This is a genomic window from Nocardioides aquiterrae (assembly GCF_039526625.1).
GTDB lineage: Bacteria > Actinomycetota > Actinomycetes > Propionibacteriales > Nocardioidaceae > Nocardioides > Nocardioides aquiterrae.
Genome location: NZ_BAAAJE010000001.1, coordinates 89,545 through 111,343, shown reverse-complemented (window position 1 = coordinate 111,343; position 21,799 = coordinate 89,545). Strand labels below are relative to the sequence as shown.

Genomic DNA, 21,799 nt, shown 5'->3' with positions numbered 1-21,799 from the left:
TTGTTCCCGGAGTGCGGTCCGGCCGTCCGCGTCAGGCCCCGGCCGTCTGGACCGCCTCGGTGACCATCTCGGCGTCGGCGCGCGCCTGGGCGTCGGCCGGGTTCTTGGCGACGTGCTCGAGCTCGGCGAGGAAGCGCTCGGCGTCCAGGGCCGCGGCGCAGCCGGTGCCGGCGGCGGTGATCGCCTGCCGGTAGTGGTGGTCGACCAGGTCGCCGGCTGCGAAGACGCCCGGCAGGTTGGTGCCGGTCGACGGGTGGCTGGCGATCACGTAGCCGTTCGGGTCGAGCTCGACCTGGCCGTGCAGGAGCTCCGACCGCGGGTCGTGCCCGATCGCGATGAACAGGCCGGTGGCGGGCAGGTTGCGCGTCTCGCCGGTGACGGTGTCCTTCAGCGTGAGCGACTCGAGGCGGTCCGCGCCGTTGATCTCCTCCACGACGGAGTTCCAGAGGATCTCCAGCTTCGGGTCGGCGAACGCCCGCTCCTGCATGATCTTCGAGGCGCGCAGCTCGTCGCGGCGCACGATCAGCGACACCTTCGAGCCGAAGCGGGTGAGGAACGTCGCCTCCTCGATCGCGGAGTCACCGCCGCCGACGACCGCGATGTGCTGGTCGCGGAAGAAGAAGCCGTCGCAGGTGGCGCACCACGACACCCCGCGGCCGGAGAGCTCCTCCTCGCGCGGCAGGCCCAGCTTGCGGTAGCCCGAGCCCATCGCGAGGATCACCGCGCGGGCCTGGTAGGTGTCGGTGGCCGTCTTCACGGTCTTGAGGCCGTCGGGCCCCGAGCCGGTCAGCTCGACCTCGACGACGTCGTCGGGGACCAGCTCGGCGCCGAACCGCTCGGCCTGGGCGCGCATCTCGTCCATCAGGGCCGGGCCCATGATGCCGTCGCGGAAGCCCGGGAAGTTCTCGACCTCGGTGGTGTTCATCAGCGCGCCACCGGCGGTGACCGAGCCCTCGAAGACGAGCGGCTTCAGGTTGGCCCGGGCCGTGTAGAGCGCGGCGGTGTAGCCGGACGGGCCGGAGCCGATGACGATCACATCGCGGACGTCGGTCATGGAGTGCGGGTCCCCTCGGAGGTCGGTGCCGGGTAGCCGGAAGGCAGCCGGTACAACCGATCGTAGGTGAGGAATCTTCCCGGGCTAGGGCGCGGGGAGGGTGATGGTGCGGGTGATGCCCTCGTGACCGCAGAGGATCAGGTCGACGACCTGGGAGTCACGGGTGGGCGGCCGGAAGACCAGCACGCCGGGCGCGCCGTCGTACGTCACGGGGACCTTGCGGCCGCTCCCGGGTGCCCGGCAGCGGGCGCTCTTGTAGGAGTACAACAGGCGGGTGTCGGTCGTCGCGTTGAGCGCCGCGCGGACGTCGCCCTGGAGACGGGCGACCTGGCGCGTGAACCGGTCGGAGTCGAGCCGGACGGCGGCTCCGGCCTGCCCGGGGACCGGGGCCTCGGCGGACGACGCGCTGCCGCCGCCCGCGCCGTCCTGCGACGCGATCTCGGGCCGCTCGTTCGAGGTGGCGGAGCCGCCCGCGGCGTCGCCGCCGCCGGACAGGTCCGCGCCGCGGAGCTGGTCGACGCCGATGCCGGCGACGACGACCGCGGCCGCGGCGACCAGCAGGGTGCGCACCCGGCGCCGGCGGCGGGCGGCGGCCAGGTCGGTGACGACGGGGCGGACCGGACGGTCCGCCCGGAGGTCGGCGAGCACCCCGTCCAGCCGGCCGGCGACGTCGGGCGGGATCGGCTCGTCGTGCCGCGCGTCGGCGAGCAGCCGACGGATCTGGTCCTCCTCGGACATGGGTGTCACCTCCTCGTGTGCTCTGGGTGCGGGTGGAGCGGGGCTCAGGCGGGGGCCGGGGGTCCGCGGGGTGGGTCACCGGATTCGACGGGGCCGGGCGGGTCGGGGTTCCGGTACGCCGGGTGATCCGCGTCATGCTCGGCGGCCAGCAGCGGGGCGAGCAGCTCGGCCAGCCGGGCCCGCCCGCGCGAGCAGCGCGACTTCACGGTGCCGACGGCGCAGTCGAGCATCGCGGCGGCCTCCGCGACCGGGTACCCCTCCATGTCGACCAGGACCAGCGCGGCGCGCTGCTCGTCCGGGAGCTGCCGGAGCGCGGCCAGCACCTGGCTGCGCCGCTCGTCCGCGACGGAGACGTCGGCCGGGTCCTCGGTCGAGGCGGAGGCGACCGAGCCGCGGCCCCGGTACTCCTCGAGGTCGTCGGGAAGCGGCTCGGCCCGGCGCACCTTGGCCGCCCGGAGCCGGTCGAGGCAGGCGTTGGCGACCACCCGGTGCAGCCAGGTGGTGACCGCCGCGTCGCCGCGGAAGCCGGCGGCCCGGCGGTACGCCGCGACGAGCCCGTCCTGCAGCCCGTCGGCGGCGTCCTCGCGGTTGCCCATGGTGCGCAGGGCGACGGCCCAGAGCCGGTCGCGGTGCCGGTGGAAGAGGGCGCCGAACGCGAACGGGTCCCCGTCGACGTGGGCGAGCAGCAGCTCGTGGTCGGTGGCCCGCTCCAGCTCCTCGGGCGTCATCCGGCCGCTGATCCCCGGACCGCGACCTCGGCGACCTGGCCGCGGAAGCCGCCCTCGACCGCGGGGATGGAGGTCAGCCAGACGGTGACGAACCGCCCGGCCACCGGGCTGTCGAGGACCTCGCGGGCCCGGGTCCCGTTCGCGGTGCCGGTCCGCACCGGCGTGAGCCCCTTGACCGCGGTGGGCGCCTCGTCGGTGACGTACAGCGCGTAGCCGGTCGGGGCACCGACGAAGGTCAGGTCGACCGAGCTGACGTCGTACGACCGGCCGAGGTCGAGCACCAGCCCGACGCCGCTCTTGAGGCCGCCCGGCCCGAAGTTCTGGAGGTAGATCGACGTCGGCCACGCCGTGGCCGGCTTGCCGTCGACCGCCAGCGGGACGTCGTCGGAGTTCTCGACGTTCGGAGGATCGCCCTGAGGGTCGAACGCGGTCGCGGTGACCCCGGTGATCGGTGCGGCCGACGCGCTCGGCGACGGGCTCGTGGACGGGTCCTCGTGGTCGCCGCCGCCCACCGGGACGGCGAGCGGGCTGCGGCCCTGGCCCAGGTTGTAGGCGACCACGATCGCGAGGAGCAGCAGCAGGCCGGCGGCGATCCCGGCGGCCAGCTGCAGCCAGCTGCGGCCCGGGACCCCGTCGTCGTCCTCCGGCTCCTCGACCGGCGGGGTGAGCCCGGTTCCGGTGCCGGTGCCGCCGGTGTCCCAAGGCCAGTACGTCGCGCTGCCCGCGCTCGCCGCCGCGGGCACCGGCCGGCGCGGCCGCCGGGCCGGCCCCTCGGTGGGCTCGGGCGCGAACAGCGGCCGCTCGGGCGGGTCCTCGAACGGCGGCGGGGGAGGAGGGGGGGCATCGGTGCGCGCGCTCAGCCAGGAGACGTCGTCGTTCTCGTCGTCGAAGATCGGCAGCCCGGCCTCGGTGGGCAGCTCGGTCGACCGCTTCGGGGGCTCCGGCTGCGGTGCCGGCTCGGGCTCCGGTGCGGGCTCGGGCTCGCGGGGCGGCGGGTCGGCGATCGCGGGCAGCGAGATGGTGTCGCTGGTGTCGCGGTGGCCGAGCGCCGCCTCGGCCTCGGCCAGGCCGGTCGGGTCGCCGACGAACGTCGCCAGGAAGTCCGCGATGCCCTGGGCGCTGGCCAGGTCGTAGGTCTCGCGCAGCCGGGAGCCGTCGTGCCCGGCGTACGGGTTGACGACCTCGTCGCAGAGCACGTCGAGGGGGCGCGGGATGCCGGCGCGCACCTGCCGCGGCCGCAGCACCCGGCCCTGGACCACCGGCGCGGCCGGGACCTGCGACGGGGACTGCCCGGGCCACTTCCCGGTGAGCGCGGCGTAGAGCAGGCCGCCGAGGTCGGCGACGTCGGTGGTGGCGCGCGGGGTGAGGTCGAAGAGCGCGGCGTCGACCGCGAACCCGATCAGGCGGACGGCGCCCGCGTGGTCGACGAGCACGTTCTCCGGTACCAGGCGCCCGTGCGGGACGCCGGCCTCGTGCCCGGCCGCGATCGAGCTGGCCACCTCCGAGACCAGCCACGCCGCTCGGCGGGGGCTGAGCGGCCCGTCCGCGGCGAGCATGATGTCCAGCGAGTCGCCGGTGCCCCACTCGTTGACCACGTAGACGAGGCCGTCGGCGCGGTCGGCGTCCAGGACCCGCAGCAGCCGGCGGTCGTGGACGGTCGCGGAGCGGCGGGCCGCCTCGAGCAGCGTGTCCGCGCGGGGGTCGTCCTCGGCGATGACGTGCAGCGTGACGTGCCGCTCGAGCACCTTGTCGTGGGCTCGCCAGAACCGGCCGCCACTGCTCTCGGTGAGCAGGTCGACCAGGCGGTACCGGTCGGCGAGGACGTCGCCGGGCCGGATCGAGCTCGGCACGCAGCTCCCCTCGTCGAGTCCCGGACTCGGCCCATCGTAGGCGTCGTCAGCGGTTGCGGAGCAGGGGGACACGGCTGGTGACCATGTCGACCACCGTCGTCAGCTCGCGCAGGCGCAGAGCGCGCGCCATCAGCACCAGCACCGCGGCGTCGACGAGGCCCACGAGCGCGACCCAGACCGCGGCGACCGCGAAGTTCGGGGCGTCGTCGACGCGGTGCAGCAGTGCGGCGGCGACGGCGGCCGCCCCGGTCGACACCGCCACCGCGATCGCCAGCCGGACCACGAACCGGAGGAGCGTCGGGGTGCGCAGCCCGCCCAGCCGCCGGCGCAGCACGCCGTACGAGACCATCGCGCCGACGAGGTACGACGTCGTGTAGGCGACGACCAGCGCGGGGGAGGTGTGCTGGGGATCGGTCGAGTGCACCAGCACGAGCGCCGCGGCGATGTTGGTGGCCGCCACCGCGCACTGGATGAAGAAGACGGTGCGCGTGAGCTCGAGGGCGTAGAAGCCGCGGAGCATCAGGTAGTGCACCGTGAAGAAGACCAGGCCGCCGCCGAACAGGGCGAGCGACGGCGCGTAGAGGTCGGTGCGACCGGCGGAGGCGCCGTACCCCCAGATCACCCGCGCCAGGTCGCCGGCGATCACCGGCAGCAGCAGGGCGAAGGGGATCACGACCGCGAGCGCCGTGCGCAGCGTGTCGGTCAGCGACCGGGCGACGCCCGCGAGGTCGTCGGCCGCTGCGCGCGCCGAGAGGCGCGGGAGGATCGCGGTCGCCAGCGAGACCGTCACCACCGAGTGGGGGACCATCACGATGAGGAACGTCGCCGAGTAGATCCAGTAGCCGGTGCCGTCGTCCGAGCTCGCGGTGCCGCCGGAGGCGAGGCGGACCACGACCGTGTAGGCGACCTGGTTCACGATGACGAACAGCACCGTCCAGGCGCCCAGCCGCAGCGTGTGCCCGAGCCCGGTGCGCCGGAAGTCGAAGCGGGGGCGGTAACGGAACCCGCTGGAGCGCAGGTACGGCACGAGCACGAGGAACTGGGCGACGATGCCGGCGGTGGCGCCGAGGCCGAGCAGCAGCTCCTGACCGGGGGAGAACGGACCGACGAGCTCGGCGCCCTGCGCCGGGCCGAAGGCGACCAGGTACACGACGAGCACGCCGACCGAGATCACGTTGTTGGCGATCGGCGCCCACATCATCGGCCCGAACCGGCCGCGGGCGTTGAGGACCTGGCCGACCAGCACGTACATCCCGTAGAAGAACACCTGGGGCAGGCAGAAGCGGGCGAACGCGACGATCGACTCACGCTCGTCCGCCATCGACGGCCGGTCGTAGTCGGAGGAGAGGAACACGTCCATCACCCAGGGTGCGGCGACGACCAGGAGCACGGTGACCGCGCCGAGGAAGAGGGCGGCGAGCGTGATGACCCGGTTGGTGTAGGCGTCGCCGCCGTCGGTGTCCCCGCGCATCGAGCGCACCAGTTGCGGGACCAGCACGGCGTTGATGACGCCGCCCGCCAGCAGGATGTAGAGCATGTTCGGGATCGTGTTGGCGATGTTGAACAGGTCGGCGTGCAGCGCCGGCCCGAGGGCCGCGGCGAGCAGCGCCGAGCGGACGAAGCCGCTCGTCCGCGAGACGACCGTGCCGGCCGCCATCACCGCGCTGTTGGCGAGGACCGACTGCTGCTCGGACCGCTCCTCGTCGGTCACGTGTTCCTCGCGGCCCGGACCCGGCGGAACAGCCGGACCACGATCGCGCCGAGCAGCAGCGCGATGCCGGTGCCGACGATCAGCCAGATCACGTTGCTGACCCGGTTGGACCGGACCGGCACGTCGTCGGACGACCCGAGGGGTACGCCGTCGACGTCGGTCAGCCGCAGGGTCACGTTCTGGATGCCGACCCCCGACGAGGACGCGTTGAGCAGGACGGTCGTCCGCTCGTCGGCGCCGAGGTCGATGGTCTGGGTGGGCACGCCGACCCGCAGCGGCGGCTCGGCCACCGCCTCGACCTTCACGCTGACCGGCTCGTCGAGCGTGTTGGTGACGGTCGCGGCGAACCGGCCGCTGCCGCTGGAGAGGATGACCGCCCGGGGCGCGTCGACGGTGACCCCGCGCAGCCGTGTCTCGATCCAGGTGCGGGACCGGTCGGCGGAGTCGCGGGTGCGCTCGGGCCGCAGCCGGCTCGAGTAGGAGAGGTCGGTCCACGCCTCGTCCCGCACCTCCGCGGCGACCTGGTCGTTCTCGGTCAGCAGGTTCTGCAGCGTGTCGCCGGCCCGCACCAGGGCGTCGGTGGCGGCGAACGAGGGGAGGTCGAGCTGGAGCTCGGCCTGGCGGTCGGGGTACTTCAGCCGGCGGACGGGGACGTCGGTGCCCTGGCGCTGCATCGCGGAGGCCACGGTCGTGAGGTTCAGCCAGTCCAGGTCCAGGCCCTGCCAGAACCCGGAGGCCGACTCCGGCGCCCAGGCGGGCGGGAAGACCGCGATGAGCGGCTTGCGGCCCGGGGTGAGCAGCCGGATGGCCGCCTCGCTGACGATGCGCTGGCGCATCGCGAGCGACGCCTGCCGCTCGTCGGGGCCGGGGCCGCCGTCGACCGCCCCCGAGGACGTGACGCCGACGGTGCGCCCGGCGACGTGGGCGACGGCCGGGGCCCGAGCCCCGAACATCCGGTCGGTGAGCAGCACCGTCGCGTCGCGGCCGGCGAGACGCAGGCCGGGGGCGTCGAGGTAGCCGCTCGGCGACGACACCGCCGGCGTGGTGGGCAGCCCCCAGGGCGGCAGGTCGCCGGCCGACCGCCTGCGTGCCTGGCGGTAGGTCCGGCGGTCGTGAGCGGCCGACGCCGCGACGTCGACGTCGCCGTACGGCAGGGCGAGGATCTCGCTGCCCTCCAGGCCCGCGTGCAGGCGCTCGAGCCAGGTGGTGGCGGCGTCGGCCGCCGCCTGCTGGCGGGGGGTGAGCTCCGGGCCGTCGGTCCCGTCGGTCCCGTCGTCCGGCGTCGGGCTGGGCGACGGCGACTCGGTGGCGTCGCCGTCGGCCGGGTCGACGGTGGGTCCCAGATAGCGGCCCGGGTTGCCGGCCGCGAGCCGGCGGGCGGCGTCGACGACCGCCGGGTCGACCAGCCAGCTCACCGGGCGCGAGCCCGCGGCCGCCCCGAGGTCCACCAGGGACCGCAGCGCGCCACCCGGGGACAGCCCCTCGGTCCAGCGACCCAGCCCGCCGATGGAGCCGTCGGGCGCGTGCGCGACGAGCCGGCGGATCGGGATCACCAGCGACGTGTCCACGGTCTTGCTCGTCTTCGGCACGTACGGCAGGAACGTGCGGGCGCGGCCGTCGGCGCCGTCGAGCCGGCCCTCGGGTCCCTCGCCGAGCGCGTGCACGCCGAACCAGTAGACACCGCCATCGGTCATCCGCAGGAAGCGGTGCGGGACCGTCAGCGAGAACTGGGCGGTCTCGCCCGGCGCGAGCTCGTCGATCGTGTACTCGGTGTCCGGGTCGCCGAGGTCGATGATGCGCTGGCCGACCTCGGTGGTGGCCGGGGTGGCCGCGGCCTCGGCGAGGTCGGCGGAGGTGGTGATCGGCGTCGAGCCGAGGAACGCATAGACGTTGATCGTCTGCCAGGGGCCCTCGTCCCGGTTGGTCACCGAGCCGGTCACCCGGATCGGGCCGCGGTGCGGGATCTCCGACGACGACAGGGTCTCGATGGTCACGTCGAGCGGGTCGGCGTCGGCGGCGCGCGCGCCGGGCGCGGCCTGCGCCGTACCGGCCGGAACGCCGAGGAGGGTCGCGAGCACCACCACGAGGGCAGGCAACAGCGACACCGGGCGAAGCACGCCCGCGACTCTACTGGGGGAACCTGTGCCGAATCGGCGGCCCTCGCCGCCAGCACTAGACTGCTGGCCCGTGCCCGACGCCCCGCCTCCCCCTCCCCAGATGGCCGACGTCCAGCGCTCGGTGTCCCGGGAGCTGGACCGCATCGCGCCGGTCATCGACGACCTCGGCCGGCGGTTCTCCGACGCCGGGCACGAGCTCGCGCTGGTCGGCGGGCCGGTGCGCGACGCGATGCTCGGGCGGCAGCACAACGACCTCGACTTCACGACCTCCGCCCGGCCCGAGCAGACGGAGCGGCTGCTCCAGGGCTGGGCCGACGCGATCTGGGACATGGGCCGGGCGTTCGGCACCATCGGGTGCCGCCGCGGGGAGTGGCAGGTCGAGATCACGACCTACCGCTCGGAGGCGTACGACCCGACCTCGCGCAAGCCGGACGTGGACTTCGGCGACTCGCTGGCCGGCGACCTGGGCCGCCGCGACTTCACCGTCAACGCGATGGCGGTGACCGTGCCCGGGCGGCAGCTCGAGGACCCGTACGGCGGGATCGTCGACCTCGCGCACCAGGTGCTGCGCACGCCCGGCCGGCCGGAGGACTCGTTCTCCGACGACCCGCTGCGGATGATGCGGGCCGCCCGGTTCGCGGCTCAGCTCGGCTTCACCGTCGCACCGGAGGTCGTCGACGCGATGCGCGCGATGGCCGGCCGGATCGAGATCATCTCCGCCGAGCGGGTGCGTGACGAGCTGGTCAAGCTGGTCACCGCGCCGTACCCCCGGCGGGGGCTGGCGCTGCTGGTCGACACCGGGCTCGCCGATCTCGTCCTGCCCGAGCTGCCGGCGCTGAAGCTGGAGCGTGACGAGCACCACCGGCACAAGGACGTCTACGAGCACACGCTCACCGTGCTGGAGCAGGCGATCGACCTCGAGCCGCGGCTGCCGGGCGGCGGGCCGGACTTCGTCGCGCGGTTCGCCGCGCTGATGCACGACGTCGGCAAGCCGCGCACCCGGCGGTTCGTCGACGACGGCACCGTGACCTTCCACCACCACGACGTCGTCGGCGCCAAGATGACCCGCAAGCGGATGAAGGCGCTGCGGTTCTCCAACGACGACATCGACGCGGTCGGCAAGCTGGTCGAGCTGCACCTGCGGTTCCACGGCTACGGCACCGGCGAGTGGACCGACTCCGCCGTCCGCCGCTACGTCCGCGACGCCGGCGACCAGCTCGAGCGCCTGCACGTGCTCACCCGCGCCGATTCCACCACGCGCAACAAGCGCAAGGCCGACCGGCTCCAGCGCACCTACGACGACCTCGAGGCGCGCATCGCCCAGCTGCGCGAGCAGGAGGAGCTGCACTCCATCCGTCCCGACCTCGACGGCAACCAGATCATGGAGATCCTCGGCATCGGCCCCGGTCGCGAGGTCGGCGCGGCGTACCAGTTCCTCCTCGACCTGAGGATGGACAACGGCCCGATGAGCGAGGACGACGCCCGCAGCGCCCTGCTCGCCTGGTGGGCCGGTCGGGTGTCGTAGTCGCGCAATTGCTGAGTTGACCTGGGTTACTCGGCGGTAGAGGAAGGCTGGGCGTTCAATTGCGCTGGCCGGCACCGGGCCGTCGGCACCCAGACTCTCGACGCTGTGGATGACGAACGCATCGCGGCGGCACCTGTGCCAATCTCCCGGCCATGTTCGATGACAGGCAGCCGTTCACCCGCGCCGACGGGCTCGGCGCAGGGATCCCGCGGAACGTCCTGGACGGGCCGAAGTACTCCCGGATCTTCCGAAACGTCCACATCTCGTCAGCGGTGCGGATCGAGCAGGAGCAGCGATTCTCCGGGGCACTCCTGCTCCATCCCGAGGGTGCCTTCCTCAGTCACACCAGCGGCGCCCGCGTGCGCCGCATCGCCGTGCCTGACGACCCGTTCGTGCACGTCAGCGTGACCGACGCGAAGGACCGGCGCTGGTCGCCGGGCCTGAAGCCGCACGTCGCTCCGCCCCACACCGAGGTCGTGGTCGTCGACGGCACCCCGGTGTCCGGTCTGGTTCGCAACTTCATCGAGCTCGCCGCGATCCTGCCTCTCGTCGATGTCGTGGTCGCAGGTGACGACATGTGCCGGAGACTGAACATCCGTGCCGCCTGGCTGCGGGCACAGCTCGCGAAGTCGAAGGACTACTGGTCGCCCGCGGCGAGGTACGCAGCCAGCTACGTCCGGAACGGCGTGGGCTCGCCCATGGAATCCCGGTTACGGATGCTCCTCGTCCTCGCCGGATTCCCCGAGCCCGAGGTCAACGTCGAGATCAGGGACGAGAACGGTGACGTGCTGCTGCAGTTCGACCTCGGCTATCGCCGAGCCAAGGTGGCGATCGGGTACGACGGCCGGCGGCATGTCGAGGTCGTCGACGATTGGGAGCACGACATCACGCGGCGGGACCGAACCGACGACGCGGCCTGGCGAGAGGTCACCGTCGTCGCGAGCGGGGTCTACGTCGACCCGCTCAGTACTCTTGACCGAGTCGCCCGTGCGCTGACATCACGGGGTGTGGAGGTCCCGCGGATCTACGATCCGGAGTGGATGCGGCACTTCCCGGGCCGACGCCGCGCCGCCTGAGGGAGGCACGGCTACCGGAACGTCCGCGAGCCGAGTCGCCCCCTGGCGCAATTGAACGCTCAGACTGCCGCTACTGATCGGTAGGGCAGTCTGAGCGAGCAATTGCGTCGAGACCCCTCGACGGCCCTCCGCGCCAGCGGAGGGCCCCCGACGGGCGGCTAGAAGCGGAACCAGTCCACGTACGCGCGGCCCTTGACGACGACCAGCTTCACCTGGTGCGGTCCGGCGCCGAGGTGGCGCAGGACCCGGTGCGCGAACACCGGCTTCGCCTGGGTGCCCCGGAACCGGATCGTCGCCACCCGGTCGCCGTCTACCACGATCTTGGCCCGGCCGCCGCGGGCGGCCTGGCCGAACCGGACGTCGAGCTTCGGGCCGACGGTGGTCAGGCGCATCGTGTCGCGTCCCTTGCCGGTGCCGAGGTTGTCGCAGTAGCGGCCGCCCGACGCCGACGTCGAGCGCACGTTGCGCCAGCTGCCGGTGCGGTCGACCTTCCGCGACCCGCATTGCACGGTCGTCGGCGAGGGCGAGGGCCCGGGCGAGGGGGCCACCGTCACCCGGACGAAGTCCGCGGCGGTGGCGCCCGACGGGTCCGTGACGAGGACCGTCACGTCGTACGTCCCGGCCTGGTCGAAGGCGTGCCGGACCACCGGGCCGCTGGCGTCCTTGGTGGAGCCGCCGTCACGGAAGTCCCAGGTGTAGTCGAGGTCACCCGGGGTCTCGGCGTCGGAGCTGCCACTGGCGTCGAACGTCACCTGCTGACCGGTGCGAGCGTGGTCCGGGTCCGCCTTCGCGTCTGCGGTCGGCGCGGTGTTGGCCGGTGCGGTCGGCGGGAGGTAGCCGTAGTCGAAGGCGCCACAACCGGTACCCGTCGTGAACTTCACCGTGCCGGTGAGGTCACCGTCGGACGTGGCCGGGCCGTCGGCGTTGCCGGACATCGACGTCACGTCGAAACCGAGGCAGCCGAAGCCGAACTCCCAGTTGCCCGACGCGGTGGACGGGTCGGAGTAGTTGTCCACGTGCGGCTTCGCCTTGGCGTCGGAGAACGACGACCGTGCGGGCGCCGCGGTGAACGCGGCGTCGTTCAGGTCCGGCGTGTCCGAGCCCGGCTCGGGGGTCGAGTCGAGCGGGGACTGCGCCGGCGGGTTGTCGGTGCCGACGTTGCCGTAGCCGTGCGCCTCGTCGGTGTAGGCGAGGTAGAAGCCCGCCTGCCAGCCGATCGGGTCGCGGTCGATCTGGCCGTGGCCGTCGAGGTCGAAGCCGGACCGGTCGCGCATCTCCATGTAGTACGCGTGGTCCTGGGGCGAGTCGGCACCGGCCTGGAGGTACTTCCAGCCCTGGGTGCACGTCTGGGCCGTCGTCAGGCTCTCCCGGCAGCCGCCGTTGAAGATGCGCGGGTCGGTCGGCCCGCCGTCGGACTCGAAGTCCGTCTGGAGGAGCACCTTGTCGCCGGACGGCGTCGTCGCGGTCACCTTGACGTCGTCGATGAACCAGCCGGGCCGGGCCAGGCCCGGGTCGGTGGCGTAGCTGAACCGGAGCGCGCCGTTGGGCTTCCCGGCCAGGTCACTGATGTCGTAGCTGTCGGCGAGGAAGACGGCGGGCGGCGTGTCGCCGAGCTTGCGGTCGGTCGCCTCGCTGCCGGCGGCGTACGAGCCGCTGGTCCCGGTCAGGCCGTTGTCGTACTTGGCCTGGCAGGTGTTCTGGTTCGGGTTGCCGGCCAGCGGGTCGGTGTTCGACGTGGTGTAGCCGTTCTCCGACTCGTGCGAGGTGTAGGTCTTGCCGCCGTCGGTGGTCGTCAGCACGAAGCCGTAGTCGTAGTCCCACTCGATGTCCCAGTTGGACTTGAAGGTCAGCTTCACGGTGCTCCCCGAGGGCAGGCTCGCGAGCCCGGGGACGGCCAGGTCGAGGTTGTGGCCGCCCTCCGGCGCGCAGCCGAAGTCGTTGCCGGAGCCGGACCACCACGCGTGGCTCTTGCTGGCCTTGTCCCCGGTGTCGAACGTCGCGGGGTCGAGCAGCTGTCGCCCGGGCAGCTTCGCCACGAACATCTGGGAGTTGTGCACGACGCCGTCCTGGCCGTTGACCAACGTGTACGGCTGCCCGTCCGGGGTCTTCCAGGTGATCGTGCCGATGTCCTGCTTGGAGTCGGTGATGTTCGAGACGGTCTTGGTCATACCCGGCTCGAGCACCTGCGGGACCACCCAGCCGAGCTCCTGCCGGGAGTAGGCGTCCATGTTCTGCGACTTGTCGGTGGCCATCAGGTTCCAGTCGCCGTACGTCTCCCGGTTGCCCGTGGAGTAGAAGTCCGGCAGGCCGAGGGAGTGGCCGTACTCGTGGGAGATCACCGACGCCTTGTCGATCGCGGTCTCGGGGTTCACGTTGTACGGACCGACGCGGACGAACACCTTGAGCGCGTCGCCCTTGTCCGAGGTCGTCATCGTCTTGCGGCTGGTGTCGGTGTACCAGAGCGGCCGGCCCTCGAGGTCCTTGAGCTGGTCGTCGGAGGTGTAGCCGGGCAGGCCGGTGTCCGGGTCGGTGTAGTAGTACTCGAGCGAGGAGGAGTGCGGCCACACGTTGTCGTACGGCGCGCCCGGGTAGTCGCAGCCGGCCACCGAGAGCTGGGACGAGCCGTTGCCGCCGCACCCGGCGAACACGACCATGAAGAAGTCGACGACGCCGTCCTTGTCGGTGTCGTAGTCGGAGTAGTCGATCTCCGGGTCCGCGATCTGCGCGGCGTCGTAGGCCAGCTTGCCGGCGGACCCGCAGCCGCCGTCGATGCTCTGGAGCGCCCCGACGCCGGTGAGCGCACCGATGATCGCGGAGCCGTTGGCGTCCGAGCCGTAGTAGCCGGTGTCGCCGGGCAGGTTGTAGACGCCGTTGGTGATGCGCTCGGTGTACCCGGGTCCGCCGACGGTGCCGGGCGCCGGGACGGGGCCGGTCTGGGTCGCGCCCGCGCAGGTCTGGCCGGGCTCGACCTGGGTGAAGTCGAAGCCGGGGCCGTAGGTGAAGTCCTTGGTGGCGATGCCGGCGGACGGGACGGTGCCCTCCGGGAAGAGCTGCCCGAGGGACATCTCCTGGTACAGGTTGAACGTGGAGCCCGGCTTGGCGGGGTCGTTGATGACCGACTCGAGCGAGTCGCCGGTGTGGCCGGTCTGGTAGGCGCGGTCGCGGTACTCGACCGGGACGACCGGGAACGGGCGGTCCCCGTACCGTGCGGTGTCGTAGGTGCCGGACGGCGGGATCACCTTCGGACCGTGGCTGGTCGCCTGCTTCGTGCTGGTGCCGACCGTGATCGAGGCGGTTGTCGAGATGTCGCGCCAGACGATCTCGGGGTTCTGCGCGGTCGTGTCCGCGACGCTCTCGAGGACGAGGGTGCGGGTCTGGCCGGCGGCGACGACCGGGACGGTCCAGTCGACCGTGGTGCCGTCGCCCGAGACGGTCGCGCCGGAACCGGCGTCCGTGATGGTGGAGCCCTCGGGCGCGGTCACCGTGATGGTGGCGCCGGCGATCGGCAGGTCGGTCGGGTTGGTCACGATGATCCGTGACGGGTAGCTGTCGCCCGGCTTCACCCAGCCGACCGAGGAGACGAAGCTGTTCTCGACCTCCAGGCCGCCGACGGTGACGGTGCTGACGGCGGGGCCGGAGATGGTGGGCGCGGTGGCGGTGTGGATAGCTGCGGCGGTCGCGGGGGTACCCGGTAGGGCGAGCAGCGCGATTCCGAGGACGGCGACAGTGGTGGCCGCGACGGTGTTCTTCAACATGGGCGGACGCAATCTCGACAGGGGTCGCGGGTGGCGACCGAGTGATCCGGCAACGACGCATTGCCGCCGCTGGTTACGAGCCCTTACCCGCACCCCGGTCCGGGCAGGCCCGCCCACCCGTGCGGTCCAGACCGGCGCTTCTCCCACCTTCGCGGCGGCGCGCACCTACGATCCAGGGGTCATCAGGGTGTGAGCAGGGGGGAATCGGGTGCTCAAGCGTGTCGCTGTCCTCGTCGTTCTGGCGGTCGTGCTGGGTGTGACGGCGGGACCGGTGGCCGCGGCCTCCTCGTTCACGCCACGCCCGGGACCGACGTGGAACAACCCGCGGGGCGACCTCGCCGCGCGCAACGTCAACATGTGGAAGATCCGCAGGACGATCGACGCCGTCCCGCGGGGCGGCGTCATCCGGATCGCCGTCTACTCCTACAACCGCCGCGACATCGGCGACGCCCTCATCCGGGCCTGCAAGCGGCGCGTCTCGGTCCAGCTGGTGCTGAACGACAACGCGATCGGCGCCGAGGCGCACCGGATGATGCGGTACCTCGGCAGTGACATCCGGCCGCGGTGGAAGGACCGGTGCCACCCGCGGAAGTACGGCCCGCGGCGCGAGCCGTACCCGGTCCCGAGCTTCTTCAAGGTCTGCCAGGGCGCCTGTCGGCTGGGCAGCGACCGCTCGAACCAGCACAGCAAGTTCTACCTGTTCTCGGCGACCGGCAACGGGAAGCCGGTCGTCATGTTCGGCTCGAACAACATGATGAGCTACGCCGCCAACGTGCACTGGAACGACCTCTACACCGTGCTCGGCAACCAGAAGATGTTCGACGACTTCAGCACGATCTTCGGCCAGATGGCGCAGGACCGGTGGCGCAAGCGCCCCTACGTGACGGTCCAGGACGGCAAGTACTTCGTCGAGTTCGGGTCCGATCCGCACGTCAGCGGCACCAGGGACCACATCTACGAACGCCTCGACCGGGTCGGCTGTCGGGCTCCGGCCGGGTACGGCGAGCAGGGCCACACCACGATCCGGATCATGATGTACGGCTGGGTGGGCGCGCGCGGGCTGCTGCTGGCCCGCAAGGTCGCGGCGCTGTCGCGGGCCGGCTGTCGGGTGCGGGTGCTGGTCAGCGGGGCGGGTCGGCGGGTGCACGCCGTGCTGCACCGGTCCGGCGTCTCCATCCGGAGCTCCGCCGTCGACCTCGACGACGATCCCGAGACCGGCTTCGACGAGACCGGCTGGGAGGTCTTCTCCCACGAGAAGTGGATGTCGTTGAACGGGACGTGGGCCGGGCACCCGTTCAAGGGGGTGTGGACCGGCTCGGAGAACTGGTCCAACGTGTCCCGGTTCAACGACGAGGTGACCGTGCAGGTTCCGTTCGCGTCAGCGCTCGCGGCGTACGCCCGTCACTTCGAGTTCGTCGGTCGCACCACGGCGGCGCTACGGGCGACGGCCCGCCAGGAGTGATCCTGGCGGGCCGTCGCGCCGTGCGGGGTGCTGCGGTGCCTCAGTGGCTGACTTCGCCCTTGATGAACGCCTCGACGCGGGCGCGGCCCTCGTCGTCCGGCAGCTGCACCGGGGGGGACTTCATCAGGTAGGACGAGGCGGAGATCAGCGGGCCGCCGATGCCGCGGTCCTTGGCGATCTTCGCGGCGCGGATCGCGTCGATGATGATGCCCGCGGAGTTCGGGGAGTCCCAGACCTCGAGCTTGTACTCGAGGTTCAGCGGGACGTCGCCGAAGTTGCGGCCCTCGAGGCGGACGTAGGCCCACTTGCGGTCGTCGAGCCATGCGACGTAGTCGGACGGGCCGATGTGGACGTTCTTGTCGTGGACCTTGCCGGCGAGCTCGCCGTGCAGGTTCGAGGTGACGGCCTGGGTCTTGGAGACCTTCTTGGACTCCAGGCGCTCGCGCTCGAGCATGTTCTTGAAGTCCATGTTGCCGCCGACGTTGAGCTGGTACGTGCGGTCCAGCGTCACGCCGCGGTCCTCGAACAGCTTGGCCATCACGCGGTGGGTGATGGTCGCGCCGACCTGCGACTTGATGTCGTCGCCGACGATCGGGACACCGGCGTCCTCGAACTTCTTCGCCCAGACCGGGTCGGAGGCGATGAAGACGGGGAGCGCGTTCACGAACGCCACGCCGGCGTCGATCGCGCACTGGGCGTAGAACTTGTCGGCCTCCTCGGAACCCACCGGCAGGTAGGAGACGAGGACGTCGGCCTCGGTGTCGCGGAGGACCTGGACGATGTCGACCGGCTCGGCCGCGGACTCCTCGATGGTCTCCCGGTAGTACTTGCCGAGGCCGTCGAGGGTGTGGCCGCGCTGGACCTCGACGCCGAGCGTCGGGACGTCGCAGATCTTGATGGTGTTGTTCTCGGAGGCGTTGATCGCCTCGGAGAGGTCCTTGCCGACCTTCTTGTCGTCGACGTCGAACGCCGCGACGAACTGGACGTCGGAGACGTGGTAGTCACCGAACGTCACGTGCATCAGGCCGGGCACCGTCCCCGTCGGGTCGGCGTCCCGGTAGTAGTGCACTCCCTGGACCAGGGAGGAGGCGCAGTTGCCCACTCCCACGACTGCTACTCGAACCGAACCCATCAGGGTTGTCCTTCCTCGTCTGCTACTTCTGGGACGTGGCCTGGTGGCCGTTGCTGGTGGTGTCGACGCCCGGCTCGCTGGTGGAGGCGGGGGTGTCGACACGGCTCTGCTCACCGCTGCGCTCGGCATTGATGAGGTCGGAGAGCCACCGGACCTCACGCTCGACCGACTCGACGCCGTGGCGCTGGAGCTCCATGGCGTACCTGTCGACTTCCTTCTGGGTCATCGACAGCTGGCTCTGCACCCGGTCGAGACGCTCCTGGAGGCGGGTCCGCCGACCCTCGAGGACCCGCAGGCGGATCTCCATGTCGGTGCGCGAGAAGAACGCGAAGCGGATGTCGAAGTTGTCGTCCTCCCACGCGGTGGGACCGACCTCCGTCATCAGCCGCTCGAACTCCCGCTGCCCGGCCTCCGTGAGCTGGTAGACGATCCGCGGCCGCCGGGTCACCGGGGTGACGGTCGTGGCCGCCTCCTCGATGAGGTTGCCGCGGAGCATCTTCTTCAGGGTGGGGTAGAGCGATCCGTAGGAGAGCACCCGACCCCATCCGAGCATGAGGTTGAGCCGCTTCCGGAGCTCATAGCCGTGCATGGGTCCCTCGTGCAGCAGCCCGAGGACTGCCAGCTCGATGGTCTCTGCCCGACGTGCCATACGACCTATCGTAGCGATATATCCGCGCGTTGCGAAGCCGTGACCCGTCGGTGCCGAGCATGCCAGCTCCGGATGGACGTGTCGGAGCGCACCCGGGCGGCGTCTTGGGACCCGTTGGCGGCTCCCCGTACCCTGACGAGGATCTCGATCCCGAACCGGAGCTCCCCAACGTGAGTGGTAAGCGCAGCGCCGGCACGTCCGCCAGCACCACTGCCAGCAGGACTGCCAGCAAGAAGTCGGCGCCGAAGCGACCCCGCACCCGCAAGCAGCAGGCCCTGCGGGTGGCCAAGTGGGCCGGGATCGGCTTCCTGGTCCTCGCGGTGGTCGCGGTCGCCGGCTTCGTCTTCCTCTACAAGACGATCGACATCCCGGACCCGAACGAGGACTTCCTCACCCAGACGTCGCAGATCTACTACGCCGACGGCAAGACCGAGCTCGGCAGCTTCGCGGTCCAGAACCGCGACTCCATCTCGATCAAGGAGATGCCCGAGAACCTGCAGGACGCGGTCGTCGCGGCGGAGAACCGCACGTTCTGGACCGACAAGGGCATCGACCCCAAGGGCATCATCCGGGCCGCGTTCAGCAACGCGTCCGGCAACTCCACGCAGGGCGCGTCGACGATCACCCAGCAGTACGTGAAGATCCTCTACCTGAGCCAGGAGCGCTCCTACCAGCGCAAGGTCAAGGAAGCGATCCTGTCGCTCAAGATCCAGCGCACGCAGAGCAAGACCCAGATCCTCGAGGGCTACCTCAACACCATCTACTTCGGCCGGGGCGCGTACGGCGTCCAGGCGGCCGCGCACGCGTACTTCGACAAGGACGCCAAGGACCTGACGCTCAAGCAGTCCGCGGTCCTCGCGAGCGTGCTGAACAACCCCACGCACTTCGACCCCGCCAACGGCCGGCAGTCCAAGCACGACCTGCACGAGCGCTACGACTACGTGCTCCAGGGCATGGCCTCGGCCGGCAGCATCACCAGCGAGCAGGCCGCCCGGGCCGCCAAGCACCTGCCGAAGTTCCCGGAGATCAAGGCCGACAGCCGGCTGGGGGGCCAGAAGGGCCACATGCTCGCCATGGTCCGCGACGAGCTGCACCAGCTCGGGTACAGCGACGAGCAGATCGACGGGGGCGGCCTCCAGGTCACCACCACGTTCACCAAGAAGGCGATGGACGCCGCCGCGAACGGGGTCAAGGAGGAGCGCCCGGAGGGCTTCGGCGACAAGCAGCTGCACGTCGCGGTGGCGAGCGTCGAGCCCGGCACCGGCGCGCTGCGCGGGTTCTACGGCGGCCAGGACTACCTGGACTCGCAGATCAACTGGGCGGTCACCGGTGGCGCGCCCGGATCGTCGTTCAAGCCGTTCGCCCTCGCGACCGGGCTCAAGGAGGGCTTCTCCCTCAAGGACACCTTCGAAGGCAACTCGCCCTACTACTACAACGGCGAGGGCACCGGTGACCGGGTGCGCAACGAGGGCTCGGGTCCCGACGGGCTGGGCACCGACTACGGCTCCGCGGTCAGCCTGCTCTACGCGACCGAGCAGTCGATCAACACCGCGTACGCCGACCTGACCATGTCGATCCCGGACGGCCCGGAGAAGATCCTCGAGACGGCCAACGCGCTGGGCATCCCGAAGTGGGACAAGTCGAAGGGCGGCTTCGACAACCTGCACAACAGCCCCGGCCTGGAGCCGGTGTCCGGCATCGCGCTCGGGTCCGCGACCATCGCACCGGTCAACATGGCGAACGCCTACGCGTCGATCGCGAACGGCGGCGAGGCGGCCGACGTGCACGTGATCGAGAAGGTCGTCGACGAGCAGGGTGGCCACAACTACACCTGGAAGCAGCACACGACCCCGGCGTTCGACCCGAACGACGCGCAGATGAACAGCGACATCGCCGCCGACACCTCCTACGCCCTGCAGCAGGTGGTGCGGTCCGGTACCGGCCAGAACGCGCTGGCGCTGGGCCGGCCCGCCGCCGGCAAGACCGGCACGGCGACCAACGCCAAGGACCAGGTCTCGTCGTCGTGGTTCGTGGGGTACACCCCGCAGCTGGCGACCGCAGTGATGTACGTGCGGGGCAAGGGCAACGAGCAGCTCGACGGCTGGCTGCCGTCCTACTTCGGTGCCGAGTACCCGACCCGCACCTGGACCGCGGTCATGCGGGCCGACATGGAGGGTGTCCCCGAGGAGCCCTTCCCGCTGGCCGCGAACCTGGACGGCGACGCGCCGGACACGGGCCACGACCCGGCGCCGCCGCCGCCCACGCAGACCAGGACGACCAAGCCGACGCCGACCCCGACCCAGACCCCCACGCAGACCCCCACGCAGACCCCCACGCCGACCCCGACCCCGACGCCGACGGAGTCGCCGACGGACAGCTGCGGGCTGCTCGGCGGCTGCGGGTCGCCGTCCGACACGCCCTCGTCGTCGGACCCGGCGACCCCCCCGCCCTCCAGCCAGTCGGGAGGCACGGGTGGACCGGGCGCACGCGGCCGGCGCGGTCGGCGGCGTACCCGGGTGTCCTGAATGCGCCCGGCGCCCGGTGACTGGGTCGATCCCACCACGGACGACCCCGTCGTCGGCGCGCTGAGCGAGGGCGTCGGCGGCCCCGTGGGACCGCGCGCCGGCCGGCACCCGTGGTGGACGCCGGTGCGGGTGGTGCTCGCGCTGACCGCGGTCTGCCTCGCGCTGGGGATGTGGCAGAAGACCAACTGCTACGAGGACACCTGGCAGGACGGGAACGCCCGGTACACCCACATGTGCTACTCGGACCTGCCCTACCTCTACACGGGGCGCGGGTTCGCGGAGCTGACCTGGCCGTACAGCGACGACGCCCAGACCCGGGCCCGCTACGAGGTGATGGAGTACCCCGTCGGCATCGCCTACTGGGCCTACGGCGCCGCCTGGGTCACCCACTGGCTGAACGGCTCCCCCCCGATCGAGCCGCGGTACGCGATGTCGGTGGGCGACCTGTCGGCCACGTCGCCGGTGCTGCGGGAGATGCGGATCTTCGTCGTCGTCAACGCGCTGGGGTTCGCGGTGCTGACGCTGCTGGCGGCCTGGCTGCTCACAGGGGTCAACCCCCGACGGCCCTGGGACGCGGCGGCGTTCGCGCTCTCGCCGGCGCTGCTGCTCACCGGGCTGGTGAACTGGGACCTCGTCGCGGTCGTGTTCGTCGCCGGCGCGCTCTGGGCGTGGGCCCGCGACCGACCACTGCTGACCGGCGTGCTGATCGGTCTCGGCACGGCGGTCAAGCTCTACCCGCTGTTCCTCCTCGGCGGGGTGCTGGTGATCTGCCTGCGCCGGCGCCGGATGCGCGAGCTGGCGGTGGCCACGCTGGGCGCGGCCGGGGCGTGGGTGCTGGCCAACCTGCCGGCGTACCTGTCCGGGCCCTCGGAGTGGAAGGTCTTCTGGTCGTTCAACTCCGACCGGGGCGCCGACCTGGGCTCGGCGTGGCTGGTCGTGCAGCAGGCGATGGAGCAGGTCGGCGACCCGTTCGCGTTCGACCCGCACACGATCAACGTCGGCTCGTGGCTGTTCTTCGGCGCCTGGTGCATCGGGGTGCTGGTGCTCGGGCTGACCTCTCCGGCGACGCCGCGGCTCGCGCAGCTCGGGTTCCTCGTGGTGGCGGGGTTCCTGCTCGTCAACAAGGTGTACTCGCCGCAGTACGTGCTGTGGCTGCTGCCGCTCGCGGTGCTGGCGCGCCCGCGCTGGCGCGACCTGCTGATCTGGCAGGCCGGTGAGGTGCTCTACTTCGCGTCGGTGTGGTGGTACCTCGGCGGGTTCCTCGCTCCGGCAGGCGGCGGCGACTCCGGGTTCTACTGGGCCGCGATCGCGCTCCGCATCGCCTGCGAGCTGTGGCTGGTGGCGATGGTGGTGCGCGACATCCTGCACCCGCGCCACGACCCGGTGCGGGCCGCCGTCCGGTGGCCCGCGGTCGCGGCGGCTGCTCGCTCCGCATGATGAGATGACCCCGAACCCTCGGTACTCGGGACTCAGGAGC

At 71.7% G+C, this 21,799-nt stretch carries 14 protein-coding genes; 5 read left to right on the top strand and 9 right to left on the bottom strand.

What is annotated here, in order from left to right:
• Nucleotides 1-31: 31 nt before the first annotated feature.
• The 6 genes from trxB to ABD086_RS00485 all read right to left on the bottom strand — a co-directional run bounded on the left by trxB (nucleotide 32) and on the right by ABD086_RS00485 (nucleotide 8,198).
• A complete protein-coding gene (gene trxB, locus ABD086_RS00510) occupies nucleotides 32-1,054 on the bottom strand; it encodes a thioredoxin-disulfide reductase (RefSeq protein ID WP_343904678.1) in 1,023 nt (340 codons plus the stop codon).
• Between the two features lie 84 nt (nucleotides 1,055-1,138).
• Complete coding sequence (locus ABD086_RS00505) at nucleotides 1,139-1,792, bottom strand: hypothetical protein (protein WP_343904677.1); 654 nt, start codon at nucleotides 1,790-1,792, stop codon at nucleotides 1,139-1,141.
• A gap of 44 nt (nucleotides 1,793-1,836) precedes the next feature.
• The gene (gene sigM, locus ABD086_RS00500) at nucleotides 1,837-2,520 is read right to left on the bottom strand and encodes an RNA polymerase sigma factor SigM (protein ID WP_343904675.1); all 684 of its coding nucleotides are present in this window, start codon (nucleotides 2,518-2,520) and stop codon (nucleotides 1,837-1,839) included.
• Nucleotides 2,517-4,370, bottom strand: a complete 1,854-nt coding sequence (locus ABD086_RS00495) for a protein kinase family protein (RefSeq protein WP_343904673.1) — start codon at nucleotides 4,368-4,370, stop codon at nucleotides 2,517-2,519. Before ABD086_RS00495 ends, sigM begins: the two co-directional genes overlap by 4 nt.
• A gap of 46 nt (nucleotides 4,371-4,416) precedes the next feature.
• Nucleotides 4,417-6,081, bottom strand: coding sequence for a murein biosynthesis integral membrane protein MurJ (gene murJ, locus ABD086_RS00490; RefSeq protein ID WP_343904671.1), 1,665 nt, complete (start codon nucleotides 6,079-6,081; stop codon nucleotides 4,417-4,419).
• Entirely contained in the window at nucleotides 6,078-8,198 is a 2,121-nt protein-coding gene (locus ABD086_RS00485) for a DUF6049 family protein (RefSeq protein WP_343904670.1), read from the bottom strand. Before ABD086_RS00485 ends, murJ begins: the two co-directional genes overlap by 4 nt.
• Before the next feature lie 100 nt (nucleotides 8,199-8,298).
• On the opposite strand from ABD086_RS00485, the gene ABD086_RS00480 reads away from it, so the two are divergent.
• Together ABD086_RS00480 and ABD086_RS00475 are read left to right on the top strand one after the other, a co-directional pair.
• Nucleotides 8,299-9,723 carry a CCA tRNA nucleotidyltransferase gene (locus tag ABD086_RS00480; protein WP_343905302.1) on the top strand — a complete coding sequence of 475 codons (1,425 nt, stop codon included), beginning with the start codon at nucleotides 8,299-8,301 and terminating at the stop codon, nucleotides 9,721-9,723.
• Nucleotides 9,724-9,875: 152 nt separating this feature from the next.
• Nucleotides 9,876-10,799 (top strand): hypothetical protein, encoded by a 924-nt coding sequence (locus ABD086_RS00475; protein WP_343904669.1) that lies wholly within the window; start codon nucleotides 9,876-9,878, stop codon nucleotides 10,797-10,799.
• A gap of 158 nt (nucleotides 10,800-10,957) precedes the next feature.
• Here the strand turns inward: ABD086_RS00475 and ABD086_RS00470 are convergent, their stop codons facing one another.
• A complete protein-coding gene (locus ABD086_RS00470; protein WP_343904667.1) occupies nucleotides 10,958-14,554 on the bottom strand; it encodes a PKD domain-containing protein in 3,597 nt (1,198 codons plus the stop codon).
• Nucleotides 14,555-14,762: 208 nt separating this feature from the next.
• On the opposite strand from ABD086_RS00470, the gene ABD086_RS00465 reads away from it, so the two are divergent.
• The gene (locus ABD086_RS00465) at nucleotides 14,763-16,016 is read left to right on the top strand and encodes a phospholipase D-like domain-containing protein (protein WP_343904665.1); all 1,254 of its coding nucleotides are present in this window, start codon (nucleotides 14,763-14,765) and stop codon (nucleotides 16,014-16,016) included.
• A 40-nt stretch (nucleotides 16,017-16,056) separates the two neighbouring features.
• Here the strand turns inward: ABD086_RS00465 and ABD086_RS00460 are convergent, their stop codons facing one another.
• Both ABD086_RS00460 and ABD086_RS00455 read right to left on the bottom strand, forming a co-directional pair.
• Nucleotides 16,057-17,148, bottom strand: a complete 1,092-nt coding sequence (locus ABD086_RS00460) for an inositol-3-phosphate synthase (RefSeq protein ID WP_343904663.1) — start codon at nucleotides 17,146-17,148, stop codon at nucleotides 16,057-16,059.
• A gap of 22 nt (nucleotides 17,149-17,170) precedes the next feature.
• A complete protein-coding gene (locus tag ABD086_RS00455) occupies nucleotides 17,171-17,797 on the bottom strand; it encodes a PadR family transcriptional regulator (protein WP_343904661.1) in 627 nt (208 codons plus the stop codon).
• A gap of 170 nt (nucleotides 17,798-17,967) precedes the next feature.
• Between ABD086_RS00455 and ABD086_RS00450 the strand changes: the two genes are divergently transcribed.
• Complete coding sequence (locus ABD086_RS00450; RefSeq protein WP_343904659.1) at nucleotides 17,968-20,322, top strand: transglycosylase domain-containing protein; 2,355 nt, start codon at nucleotides 17,968-17,970, stop codon at nucleotides 20,320-20,322.
• Nucleotides 20,323-21,759 carry a glycosyltransferase family 87 protein gene (locus tag ABD086_RS00445; protein ID WP_343904657.1) on the top strand — a complete coding sequence of 479 codons (1,437 nt, stop codon included), beginning with the start codon at nucleotides 20,323-20,325 and terminating at the stop codon, nucleotides 21,757-21,759. It abuts the gene before it with no gap.
• The last annotated feature ends 40 nt before the right edge of the window (nucleotides 21,760-21,799 follow it).